The organism is Massilia haematophila, assembly GCF_042647645.1.
GTDB lineage: Bacteria > Pseudomonadota > Gammaproteobacteria > Burkholderiales > Burkholderiaceae_D > Telluria > Telluria haematophila.
In genome coordinates this window covers 217,371-229,662 of the sequence record NZ_JBHRVV010000001.1, presented here as the reverse complement: position 1 = coordinate 229,662, position 12,292 = coordinate 217,371, and the positions used below count along the sequence as shown (strand labels likewise).

At 68.7% G+C, this 12,292-nt stretch carries 9 protein-coding genes; all 9 read right to left on the bottom strand.

The genetic code is table 11. The features are described 5' to 3' along the window. Positions 1-104: 104 nt before the first annotated feature. The gene (gene galE, locus ACFOPH_RS01015; protein ID WP_312550129.1) at positions 105-1,103 is read right to left on the bottom strand and encodes a UDP-glucose 4-epimerase GalE; all 999 of its coding nucleotides are present in this window, start codon (positions 1,101-1,103) and stop codon (positions 105-107) included. A 130-nt stretch (positions 1,104-1,233) separates the two neighbouring features. Then, entirely contained in the window at positions 1,234-1,977 is a 744-nt protein-coding gene (locus tag ACFOPH_RS01010; protein WP_312550128.1) for a WecB/TagA/CpsF family glycosyltransferase, read from the bottom strand. 6 nt (positions 1,978-1,983) lie between these two features. After that, positions 1,984-3,117, bottom strand: coding sequence for a non-hydrolyzing UDP-N-acetylglucosamine 2-epimerase (gene wecB, locus ACFOPH_RS01005; RefSeq protein ID WP_312550127.1), 1,134 nt, complete (start codon positions 3,115-3,117; stop codon positions 1,984-1,986). Between the two features lie 39 nt (positions 3,118-3,156). Continuing rightward, positions 3,157-5,118 (bottom strand): heparinase II/III family protein, encoded by a 1,962-nt coding sequence (locus ACFOPH_RS01000; RefSeq protein WP_379732908.1) that lies wholly within the window; start codon positions 5,116-5,118, stop codon positions 3,157-3,159. Further along, the gene (locus ACFOPH_RS00995; RefSeq protein ID WP_379732906.1) at positions 5,115-6,185 is read right to left on the bottom strand and encodes a glycosyltransferase family 4 protein; all 1,071 of its coding nucleotides are present in this window, start codon (positions 6,183-6,185) and stop codon (positions 5,115-5,117) included. The genes ACFOPH_RS01000 and ACFOPH_RS00995 overlap by 4 nt, the downstream gene beginning before the upstream one ends. A gap of 124 nt (positions 6,186-6,309) precedes the next feature. Further along, positions 6,310-7,578, bottom strand: a complete 1,269-nt coding sequence (locus ACFOPH_RS00990; RefSeq protein WP_379732904.1) for a phenylacetate--CoA ligase family protein — start codon at positions 7,576-7,578, stop codon at positions 6,310-6,312. Further along, entirely contained in the window at positions 7,575-8,804 is a 1,230-nt protein-coding gene (locus tag ACFOPH_RS00985; RefSeq protein ID WP_379732902.1) for a glycosyltransferase, read from the bottom strand. Before ACFOPH_RS00985 ends, ACFOPH_RS00990 begins: the two co-directional genes overlap by 4 nt. 126 nt (positions 8,805-8,930) lie before the next feature. Further along, the gene (locus ACFOPH_RS00980; RefSeq protein ID WP_312552343.1) at positions 8,931-9,815 is read right to left on the bottom strand and encodes a beta-1,6-N-acetylglucosaminyltransferase; all 885 of its coding nucleotides are present in this window, start codon (positions 9,813-9,815) and stop codon (positions 8,931-8,933) included. A gap of 135 nt (positions 9,816-9,950) precedes the next feature. Next, complete coding sequence (locus ACFOPH_RS00975; RefSeq protein WP_379732900.1) at positions 9,951-12,188, bottom strand: DUF4962 domain-containing protein; 2,238 nt, start codon at positions 12,186-12,188, stop codon at positions 9,951-9,953. Positions 12,189-12,292: the final 104 nt, after the last annotated feature.

Genomic DNA, 12,292 nt, shown 5'->3' with positions numbered 1-12,292 from the left:
GTCTGTCGGCCTGCGATGCTCGTCGTACATGTTCGTACGACTGCGCTTCTCGGCCAACAGCCCTTCCGCTCGCTACGGTTTCTCAAGGCCCTGTTACGTTTACGTTAATGATTGGAATTCTGGTAGCGCCAAGTGTCGGCGCACATCTGGGCGACGTCGCGCGTGGCAACCCAGCCCAGTTCCTCGCGCGCACGCGCCGGGTCGGCATAGCACTTGGCGATGTCGCCCGGACGGCGGTCCACGATCTGGTAAGGGATAGCGCGGCCGCTGGCCTGCTCGAAGGCACGCACCATTTCCAGCACGCTGTTGCCGCGGCCGGTGCCGAGGTTGTAGGTCAGGAGACCCGGCCCCTGCGCCAGCTTTTCCAGGGTCTTGACGTGGCCGATCGACAGGTCGACCACGTGGATGTAGTCGCGCATCCCGGTGCCGTCCGGGGTCGGGTAGTCGCCGCCGAACACCGACAGCTTCTCGCGCTGGCCGGTGGCGACCTGGGCGATGTAGGGCACCAGGTTGTTCGGAATGCCCGAAGGTTCTTCGCCGATCAGGCCGCTTTCATGGGCGCCGACCGGATTGAAGTAGCGCAGCAGTGCGATGCGCCAGTCCGGCTCGGCCTTGAACAGGTCGCGCAGGATGTCCTCGATCATCAGCTTGCTGCGGCCATAGGGATTGGTCGCAGACAGCGGGAAGTCCTCCAGGATCGGCACCGAGGCCGGATCGCCGTAGACGGTCGCCGACGAGGAGAACACCAGCGTCTTGACCCCGAACTTGGCCATGGTCTCGAACAGCACCACGCTGCCGGAGACGTTGTTGTCGTAGTAGCGCAGCGGCTGGGCCACCGATTCGCCGACCGCTTTCAGGCCGGCGAAGTGGACGACGGCGTCCACCTTGTGCTTGGCAAACGCCGCTTCCATGGCCGCGCGGTCGCGGATGTCGGCTTCGATCAGCTCGAACGGCTTGCCGGTGATTGTCTGCACGCGCTCCTGCACGGAACGCTGGGCATTCGAGAGATTGTCGACCACGACCACGTCGTACCCGGCATTTTGCAACTCGACGACGGTGTGGGAACCGATATAGCCCACGCCGCCCGTAACCAGAATCTTCATTGTCGTTACTCTCTTTACTGTTGATGCGCGCCTGTCTCGGCGCTCCAAGGACGGCGCAGCGCCGTCCCCCCTCGTGTCTTTCGCGGCATTCTATGGCCGCACTTCCCTATGTTTTTGGTTCCGGGAGAACCTAAACTTTGCGTCCCGCCGCTTCCTTGATGAACAGCCAGATGAAAGCCATGTCGTCGATGAAGTAGCGCCGGAACATGCGGCGCGGCTCCTGCAGGAAGCGGTAGAACCATTCCAGGCCCGCGCGCTGCATCCAGCGCGGCGCGCGCTTCACGCGGCCGATCGCGACGTCGAAGGTGCCGCCGACCCCCATGGCGAACGGAATCCGCATGTCGGCCTGCCAGCGGCCGAGGAATTGTTCCTTCTTCGGCGAGCTGATCGCCACGAACAGCAGGTCGGCGCCGCTGGCGCGCACCTGCTCGGCGACCTTGGCTTCCTCGCCGGCCTTCCAGTAGCCGTCGCGCCAGCCGGCGATCGCCAGCTGCGGATAGCGCCGGCTGTAGGTGTCGGCGACAAGCGCCACCACGTCCGCGCGCGCGCCCAGCAGGAACACGCGCCAGCCCTTCTCGCCGGCGCGGCGCATCAGGGCCTCGAACAGGTCGACGCCGGCCACCCGCTCCTTCAGGGGCTTGCCCAGCAGGCGCGAGGCCCACACCACCGGCATGCCGTCGGCGTTGACCAGGGCGCAGTCGTTGACGATGCGGCGCAGCTCGGGGTCGCGGCTGGCCTTGACCAGCTTGTCGACGTTGACCACCACGTGCTGATGGGGCTTGCCGGAGCGGATGAATTCCTCGATGCGAACGAGGGTTTCCCCCATCGACAGGTTGTCGATCCTGCAGCCCATCATGGTGATGGCAGCGTTCATCGGAATTTATCCAAGTGCGCCGCGTTCGCCGGGTTTGTCGAGTTCGCGAGCGAGGATCGCGACGATGCGTTCCGCCGCCTTGCCGTCCCACAGCTGCGGGCGGCGGCCCTGCTTGCCTTCGCCGCGCAGCACCTTGCGCGCTTCCTGCAGGATCTTGTGCGGATCGGTGCCGGCCAGCACGTTCGAGCCCTCTTCCACCGTGACCGGACGCTCGGTGTTCTCGCGGATGGTCACGCAGGGCACGCCCAGCGCCGTCGTTTCTTCCTGCAGGCCGCCGGAATCGGTCAGCACCACGGCCGCGTCCTTCCACAGGTTGAGGAAGGCCATGTAGGCCTGCGGGCCGGCCAGGGTGACGTTCGGGCCCAGGTCGATGCCGAATTTCTCGATGTTGGCGCGGGTGCGCGGGTGCACCGGGAAGATCAGCGGCAATTCGTCCGCGATCTCCTTCAGCGCGCCGGCAATGCGGGCAAAGGTTTCCGGCTCGTCGACGTTGCTCGGACGGTGCATGGTGACCACGCCGTAACGGCCGCCGCTTTCCTGGACGCGCGCCTTGAAGGCGGCGGTTTCGAAGCCCGAGGTGTCGGCGCGGGTCAGTTTGTCCGCCTGGTAGAGCACGTTGTCGACCATCACGTGGCCGACGTAGTGTACCGCCGAATCCGGCTTGCCCTCGCGGCGCAGGTGCTCGACCGCCGCCGGCTCGGTGGCGAAGAACCAGTCCGAAATGCTGTCGGTGACCAGGCGGTTGATTTCTTCCGGCATGGACATGTCGCCGCTGCGCAGGCCGGCCTCGACGTGGGCCACCGGGATATTGAGTTTCTTGGCGACGATCGAGCAGGCCAGTGTGGAATTGACGTCGCCGACCACCAGCACGGCCGCCGGACGCTCGGCCACGCACAGTTCCTCGAAGCCGACCATGATCTTCGCGGTCTGCTGGGCATGGCTGCCGCCGCCGGCCGCCATGAACACGTCCGGCTGGGGAATGCCGAGTTCTTCGAAGAACACGTCGTTCATCTCGCGGTCGTAATGCTGTCCGGTGTGGATGATCTTGAACGTCAGCTTGTCCTGCGCCTGCAGTGCACGCACGATCGGGGCGATCTTCATGAAATTGGGCCTTGCGCCCGCGACCAGGTAAATGAGCATGTTTGGACTATCCTGCACTGTAGTAATTATTAAAACTAGTTAGAAAAACGTTATTGTAAACCTGCATTCGACTGGAACGGCGGACGATACGGTCGTGATACGCAATACGTCGCATGGCTGCTTCGATTCGTAGCAGCGCGAATACCAGCCCAGCGGCGGATTTTCGGCGCCGCGCACCAGCTCGAGCTTGAGGTCGGCGCCGCTGGCCTGCATCTGCAGGGCGAAGCGCTTGCCGCGCACGTGCAGGCCGGTGCTGGTCAGGCGCACGTTCAGTTCCGGCGCAAAATGCCAGAACAGTTCCAGCGGATGCGGCTTCTTGCCGGCGACCTCGTCGCGCACCGTGAGCGTGGAGCTGGCGGCGTCGAAGCGCACGCTGCGCACGTGGCGCACCGGGTCGGACAGGCGGGCATAGCCGTCGTGCGAGCCGCGGAAATCGAATTCGTGGGGGGACGTCGGCATGCGCTCGATGCTGGCGCGCGCCTTGCGCAGCCAGATGAAGCGCCCGCCCGAGACCGACTGGTCGCGCCCGTCGATGCGCACCGTATTGTGGGCCGAGGTGCCGCGGAAGTAGTCGCGCCACTTCTGGTCCTGCCAGTAGGAGTAGGTACCGGGATCGACCAGCACTTCCTCGCCCGCCACCGACAGCGTCATCGACAGCGCGTCGGCATGGCCGTGGGCGGCGATCCCGAGGTAGCCGAGCGGACCGCAATCGAGCATGCCCTTGATCTCGTCGGGCGCGCCGAAGTGCGAGCCGAACAGGAAATAGCCGCCGTCCGGGAAGGCCCAGGCGGTGTCGGGCTCGTGGGTGTCGGCGTCCGGGCGGCGCCCGGGCAGCGCGTGCAGCAGCCAGCGTACGCCGGGGTGCTTGTCGGGCGCGCCGCCGAAGACGGTGTCGCCCAGCGCCAGCAGTTGCGCGGCGCGGTCGCTGCCGGCGGCGTCCAGGCGGAACACGATGCCGTCGTCGGCGTCGCCGACCATGGTCAGGTGGCCGCCCACGTCGCGCACCGAGCGCAGGAAGCGCAGCGCGCGCTGCAGCACGCCCCAGTAGTTGCGCGAGAATGGCACGCCGGTGGCCTGGCCGGCCAGGCCGGCGACGAACAGGAACTCGGCCGAGAACACGTGGTAGGCGAAGGCCTGCTCGCGGTTCACGCCGTCGAGCGAATACTGCAATCGCGCCTGCTGCTCCAGTTCGCGCCGCGCCTGCTCCATCCAGGCGCCGGATTCCTTCCAGCAGGGCCAGACCGAGGCCCCGACGAACAGGCCGGTCAGTTCCCCGATCAGGTGGTTGTTGGCCGAGGAGTGGCGCGACAGGTTGCGTGCGATCGTGCGGCAGTGCGCGTGGATGCTGTCCAACCAGTCGGCGCGCAGGCGCTGGCCCGATTCGCCGGCGAACAGGCTGCTGCCCTCGCCGCCGACCAGTTGCCACAGCAGGGCCCAGTTGACCAGGCGGATGCCCATTTCCAGCGGGCTGGTCCAGTTCGGGCCGAGCAGCGGCGGACACTGGTCGAGCCAGCTGCGCAGCTGCTGCTCGAGCGCATGCAGCCAGCGCACTTCGCCGGACACGCTCCAGGCCTGGGCCAGGCGCACCAGGTGCAGGTGGCGGTTCAGTTCCCAGACGTGCTTGATGTCGCCCACCAGCTCCTGGTTGTCGATGGCGATGTCGCCGGCGAAGACCGCGGGACCGGTGATGCCGCTGTCGGGGTCGCGGTTCCAGACGGTCGGCACGCCGACGTCGAAGCTGCGGTCGGCGAACAGCACCACGTGGCCGGCGCAGACGCGGTCGGCCTCGGCCAGCAGGGCATCGATCTGGAGCGGGTCGAGCGCGGGAGCGCCGTGCACGTCGAAGCTGCGCGCACGCGGCAAGGGCGCCGGCGCCGCACGTCGGGCCGCGCCGCGGGACATCCTCCTGCTCGCTGCCTGGCGCACCCGGTATCCGATCTCGGCCACCGACATGCAGCGCAGCCGGTTGACCAGCCAAACCATGCGTACTGTTGCGTTCATCGCGTCCCCGCCAAATCGTTGTAGATCGCGGCCAGGCGGCCGCAGACTGACTGCGTCGAATAACCCGTTTCCACCGTTGCGCGGGCGCGCGCGCCCAGTTGCCGGCACAGGCCCTGGTCGCCGAGCAGGCGCGCCAGCGCCGCGGCCAGGGCGGCGCCGTCGTGCGGCGGCACCAGCAGGCCGTTCTCGCCGTCCCGCACCAGCTCGGGAATGCCGCCCACCGCGCTGGCGACCACGGCCTTGCCGGCCGCCATCGCTTCCAGCAGGGCCATCGGCAAGCCCTCGGCATGCGAAGGCAGGCAGAAAACGCGGGCGCGCGCCAGTTCGGCGTCGCGCGCCTGCGCGTCGAGCCAGCCGGGCAGTTCGATGCGATCCAGGACGCCGCGCGCGGCGGCGGCCTGGCGGACAGCCCCGACGTCGCCGCTGCCGCCCAGCACCAGGCGCAGCTGCGGAAAACGCGGCGCCAGCAGCGCGGCCGACTCGATCAGCTCATGGATGCCCTTGGCCGCCTCGATGCGCCCGAGGAAGAGCACGCGTCCCGGCTCCGCGCCCTCGCGCAGCAACGGCAGGGGCACGGCGTTCGGCACCACGGCCACGCGCGCGTTCGGCGCGAAACCGCGCAGGAAGGCGGCCCAGCTGTCGGACAGGGCGATGACGAGCGAACTGCGCTCCAGGGTGTGGCGGATCCAGCGCCGCATCAGGGCGCCCGAGCGCTCCAGCGCGTACTGGCGAAAGGCGCCGCCGTGCAGGTGGAAGATGGTCTTGCAGCCGCTGGCACGCGCCACCAGCAACACCAGCGACTTGCGCAGGAAGCTGGCGCCGGTGGACGCGTGCGCATGCACGATGGCCGGCCGCTGCCGCAAGCAGGCGCCGATGGTGGCGCACAGGCCCGCGCCCGCCTGGCCGAGCTTGGCCGGCACCCCGCCTTCGCGGTGGGTGCTCACGTAACGCACCGCCTCGCGCTCGAACAGGCCGCTCGCGCGCAGCACCGATACCACCGCCGCCACCCCGCCGTGCCCGTCGAGGGCCGTGCCGACCATCAGGATGCGCGGCGCGCGCGCTTTCATGCGCGGGCTCCGGCAGGCTTGAACGCCAATCTGGCCAATCTGGTGAAGGACAAGCGGTTCACGTTTATTAGTAAAGGCACAATATTTCGATCATACATCAACTGTTTCCCCTGCCGCGCACGGTTCACATCTCAAATGCAATAAATTCATATTTGCCGTTGGGTCCGCGGGCAATCGCGGGCACGCGTTCCACCTGCACTTCCACGCCCGGCACGCGCAGGAGGAACTTGTCGATCAGGGCCGCTTCGTCGGCGGCCCCGAAGGCCTCGGTGGCGACCACGCGCAACAGGAAGCGGCCGTCGCCGCGATACAACACCTGGCCTTCGAGCAGGCTCTGTTCATGCCCCTGGAATATCCGGTCGAGACGGGCCACGATGCGCCCGTCCGGCAGGATCACGCTCTGTTCCTGGCGCCCGATCACGGCCTTCACCGTGGGAAACACGCGGCCGCAGGCGCAGGGCGCGCCACTGCCCGGAATCACCCGGTCTCCGGTGCGGTAGCGCGACAGCGGCATGGCCGGGTTGTTCAGCGTCGTGCCGACCAGCTCGCAGCTGCCGTCGTCCAGGTCTAGCAGCTCGACGCCGCCGTAGTCGGTCAGCACGTGGTAGTTGCCGCGCTCGCAGGTGCCGATCGCCACCACCCGCTCGGCCTGCCCGTACCAGTCGTAGACGGGCACGCCGAAGGCGGCCTCGACGGCGCCGCGCACGTCGGGCTCGAGCGTCTCGGACGATGTGAACACGCCGCGCAGCGTCGCACCGCGGTAGCGCCGGCCGTTCGCGACCAGCCAGGCCGCGAGCGCGCCGACCGAAGACGGATATGCATGGATCACCACCGGGTCGTAGCGTTCGAGCGCGCCGATGTAGGCGCCCATGGTGGCGTTCGACAGGTGGTAGGAGGACATCATGAGGATCCTGCCGAACCAGTCGTGGCACCAGTAGCGCCCATCCCTGGGGCGGTCGGGGCAGACGATGTCGCCGCGGATCCAGGCGCGGCGCTGGCCGTGGCGGTAGCCGATCCAGCTCAGCTGGCGCTGGACGAAGCCTTCTTCGCGGATCACGGCGCCGAGCGTCTGCACCAGCGCCAGCGGGGTGCCGGAGGTGCCGCTGGTGCGGATCGTGCTGCGCAGCAGGGTCTGGAGGCTGCGCGGGCGCAGGAAGCGCTCCGGGTGGCGCTGCAGCTCGCCCTTGGTGAGCAGGGGCGCGCCGGGGTCGAGCCGGCGCAGGCGGGTACCGTCGGCATCGACCGCGACGCCGATACGGCGCGCGCGGCGCGCGATGGCGGCGTTGAGCAGGCCTGGCGAGCGTTCCCGCGCCGCCAGGCGCGGGTAGACCAGGTAGCGTCCCCAGAAGCCGCGCAGCAGTTCGCGGCCGACGGAACGCAGCGTGTATTTCACCGAATAGGTCCACATGGCGGACAGATGTCGCCGTAGGCCCGGGCGACGCGGCGCGCCAGGATGCCGTAGCTGCGATGGGCCCGCACCCAGCCCGGGCCGCGCTCGCCCAGGCGCGCCGCCAGCGCGGGGGCGGCGAGCAGGCGCAGCGTGGCCGCGGCAAAGGCCTGCGCCTGCATCGGCACGCACAGCCCCGCCGCGCTCGCCTCGATGACCTGGGCCTGGTCGGGAATGTCGTTGGCCACGCCCGGGATGCCGAGCGCCAGGTATTCGACCAGCTTGGTCGGCGAGGACACGTCGAACAGCGGCCCGCGTGGGATCGGCGAAAGCCCGACCTCGGCGCGCACCGCGTAGCCAAGCGCTGCGCGCTGGGGCAGCCAGCCGGTCAGCAGCACGTGCCGGCCCAGGCCGCGGCCGGCGATCTCGCGCCGCATCCAGGCCATTTCGTCCGGCGAGGGCGCATCCCCCGCGATCACCAGCAGCACCTCGGGCACCTGCGCACGCAGCAGGTCCGCGACCTCGAGCAGGAAATCCGAGCGGCGCGACTGCGCGACGCTGCCGAGATAGACGACCACGCGGCGCCCGTCCAGCCGCGGATCCGCGCTCGGGACGATCGCGGCGCGCTCGAACAGGTCGACGTCGACGCCCATCGGCACCGCCGTCATGCGCTGCTGCGCGATGCCCTGCCCCGCCAGCCAGGCGCGCATGGCCTCGCTCTGCACGAAGACGTGGTCGGCCCTGGGCAGCACCAGGCGGTAGACGGCCAGGCGCGAGGCGCGGGCGCGCAACGCATGCGCCAGCCACAGCAGGCTCTTGCCGCCCTCGGCCAGGGCGTCGCGCCGCACCTCGAAGCCTTCGACGATGGGAAAGGACATCCAGTAGACGAAGGGCACGCCCAGGCAGCGCGCCGCCAGCCAGGCCAGGACCGCGCTGGCGACCTTGTCGCGCACCTGGATGCAGCCCGGGCGGGCGCGGCGCCAGGCGCGCAGCAGGCCGAGCAGGTCCCAGAACGGCGCGCAGACGGCGGCAAAGCGGCTGCCCAGGTTGCCGACGACGTGCATGCCGCCTGCGTTCCAGGGCACGGGCGCATCCATGCCGGCCTGCCCCACCAGTTCGGTGTGCACGCCGTGGCGCTGCATCTCGGCGCCGAACAGGGTCAGCACGTCGGCGCGGCGCGGCGGGAGCGGGTCGCGCACGATAAAGGCGATGGAAAGCGGCGTGGAGCGCATGGGGTCAGCGTCGAGTTGGTGGCCGATCGATACTAGCGTACAGGGGTGGCGCTCGTCCCGGCCGGGCAAGCGCGCGGGCGGCGCGTTTGAGCCCGATCAAGCGCGGCGTCGGCTGGGACAGGAAAGCTACGGAACACCCGAAGCGCGCGGCCCTTCGCTGCCCTCGCGCGCCTGGTGCGCCAGCAATTGCGCGCGCAGTCCGGCGCTGGCGGCGCTGTCGAGCTTGCGGCAGAAATGCGCGCCGGACGCGAGAATCCGCTCGACATCGCTTTCCGTCAGCACCGCCGGATTGCGCCCTCCGCCCTGCGGCCACTGCACGTAGCGGAAATGATTGGCGAGCACCCGGTCGCGGAAACGCGAATTCATCAACAGGGTGTGGAAGAACATCTCGTCCGGGCACAGCACGCTGCGAAAGAAGCGCGGCAGCGCGGGCCGCCTGTCGCATTCGGCCAGCAGTTCGGCGATGCAGGCACGCGACAGGCTCCACCAGGCCGAGCCGCCCCAGGGCGCGAGCGCACCCGGCATGCGGCGCGTGCGGCCGGCCAGGCGCAGCGCACGGTTCAGCAGCGCACAGGCATAGCGCGCCGCGCGGCCGCCACCCTCGCGGTGGAAATACTGGTAGCGGAAAGCGACCTGCCAGCCATGCGGTCCGACCGGCGCGGCCTCGATCAGCTCGCGCCCTTCGAGGCGGGCCAGCTCGCGCTTGAGACCGCTGTTCGAGAGCACCGGAAAATCCTGGGCCGAGAGGAACACCAGCTTGTCGAAGTCGGGTTCGGCGGCCAGCACGCGGCGCAAGGAGCCGAGCATGGCCTGGACCTGGCTGAAGCCGCCCCAGCGCACGTCGATGCGCGGTTCGACCTGCTGCGCCAGTGGATGGACCAGGTTGGTATCGAGCCGCCACTTGCGGTCGAGGTGGACGTAGACGGCGAAGTCAGGGTCGCACAGTTGCGCCACCAGGTCGTTCAGCTGCTCGAGGTCCTTGTGCGCGTGGATCAGGAAAACCTGCCTCATGCTGCCCCCCACGACGGCGCGCCGGCGCCAAAACGTTCAAGCAAAAACAAACGTCCCCGGAGCGCGCGGCCGCGGGGACGTCCGCCGCGCCGGAAGGCGCAGCCAATATAGCGCAGGGGTGCAGCCGGCCTGCGTTCAGTTCAGCGTGACAGTTTGTCCGGCGACAGTGACGGTACGAACGGTGCCGGAAGCGCCGACCTGCACGGCCGGACGCTGGCAGCCGACGTCGAGCAGCACCAGGAACTCGGCGACCGACTTGCCGTCGTTCGGCAGGTAGAAGGCGCCATGGTCCTCGACCACGTTCGGCTTGGCGCCGGGGCCGATCCACTTGGCGAACTTGGCGTCCGCGTTCAGCGAACGCACGCAGACCGATTGGCCGTTGACGGCAATCTTCACCGCGCTCGGGCTTTCCACCGTCATGATCACCGGCGCGTGCAGGTTGAACTCGTAGGTGTGCGGCACGCTTGCTGCCAGCCTGTCGCGCACCAGGATCGCATTGCCGGCATTGCGCAGGTGCCAGACCTGGCGCTTGGCCATCGTCAGCTGGCCGCCGTAGGACGGGGTCGCATCGCCTTCGGCATAGTCGTAGCTCGGCTGGGCCGCGTAGGCGGTGATCCTGCCGTTGCGCTGCAACTGCTCGCGGTAGCCGTTCACCAGCTGCCCCTTGCCGCCGTCGAAGGTGATCGCGTTCTGCGAGCGGGTCTGGTGGTACCAGTCGGTCCAGTAGGGCGAGCCGTACCAGTCGTACCAGCCGGCCTTGACCAGCAGCGGCTGGCCGGCCACCGACAGCAGCAGGCCGTTCTGGTCGCCGTGGCTGTGGCTGAAGGAGCCGTAGGGGCTGGACTTGAAGTAGAGCGAGCTGCGCGCGGTGGAGCCGATATCGCTGTGCATCGAGACCCAGCCGGTGCTCGGGTAGTAGGCCGTGCTCGACGGCGGCAGCTGGACCTTGGTGTCGGCCACCGGCATCGGGTAAGGCGCCTGCAACAGCGACAGCGTGTCCTCGGTGCCGCCGAGCTTGGCCACGTACCAGGCGGCGCGCGGCGAGACCATGCGCGAGCCGAAGGCGTGGAACACGCGGGTGTCGGGCTTGGTCTCGGAACCGTCGCCGAAGGCGTGGACCTTCGAGCCCGGCGGCGTGAACTGGATCGCGAAATCGAGGAAGCCCAGCGACCAGGGCTTGGCGTAGAAGTTCACGCCCGTAGCCTGGGTCAGCGGATCCCACAGCGACACCAGGTAGCCGGCCGCGTATTCGGCATAGGCGGTGCCATTGGCGAAACCGCCTTCCGGGCCGGCCCAGGGCGACGGCGCGTTGGCGTAGGCGCGGAACGAGAAGTCGAACCATTTCTGCGCCTCGGGAATGTCGCCCAGCGACAGCGAGGAGATCAGGACCAGGAACACCAGGTTGGTATTGCCGTGCGAGTCGAACGGATACTGGTCCAGGCGGCCGTTGTCGCCGGCCAGGTTGCTATAGATTTCCTCGGTGCGCACGCGCACGGTCTCGAGCCACTTGGCCTTGCGGGTCGCGTCGAGGTCGCCTGCCAGGCTGTCGATGGCCTTGATCAGGGACACCGAGATCTGGCGCGTGGCCTGGTCCTGGTTGGCGTAGCTGGTCGGTCCTTTCGGATTCAGGCTGGCCAGCTGGTCGCCCTTGCGCAGCGCTTCGTTCAGGAACATCGGGTCGCGCTTCATGCGCCACATGATCGCGGCGGCCTCGAGCTGGCGGCTCGCTTCGTTGATGCGCTGGCGGATGTCGGTCTGCTGCGCGGCCATGGCGGCGGTCAGGGGCGTGGCGATCGCGACCGGCCAGCGGGCGTCGTTCAGGACCGGCAGCGCATTGATCTGCAGCTTGATCTCGTTGGTCATGCGGCTGACGTAGGGGTCGAGATCGGCCTTCTTGCCGCCGCTCCAGGTCGAGTAGGGGGTGAACGAGGGCGGCAGCGCGCGCGGACGCGGCTTGGCGGCGATGCGCTTGCGCAGGGTGTCGTTGTCGGGCACTTCGAAGACGGTCGAGCGCGCGGCCAGCTGGAAGCTGCGCGCGGTCGACCATTCGCTGCCGTTGATCGGGCGCACGCGCCAGGTATAGCTGCCCAATGGCAGGGCCTCCGTCGGCAGGTACCAGTTGCGTTCGACGACGGCCTTGATCGGCGTTCCGCCGACGGGCGTGATCTCGATTTCGTAGGCGGCCGGCCCGGTCGGGTGGCGCGCCCACGTGAAGCCCGGCGGGTTCTGGGCCTGGATGGCATTGTTGGTCGGCCCGGGCTGGACAACCAGCGGATCGGCCGACTGGGCCCAGTCGGCCCGCGCGTTCAGCGACAGCGCACACAGGGATGCCAGGGCGAGGGCCTGCAGCAGGCCCTGTCGGTTGAATTTCATGAATGATGCTCCGAGACGTGGGATGACTTTCCGGAGGCCGCCCGGGAGAGCGGCCTGGTCTTGCATGCGACAGGCACTTGGAACAAGTGTCGATCGAGATGAAC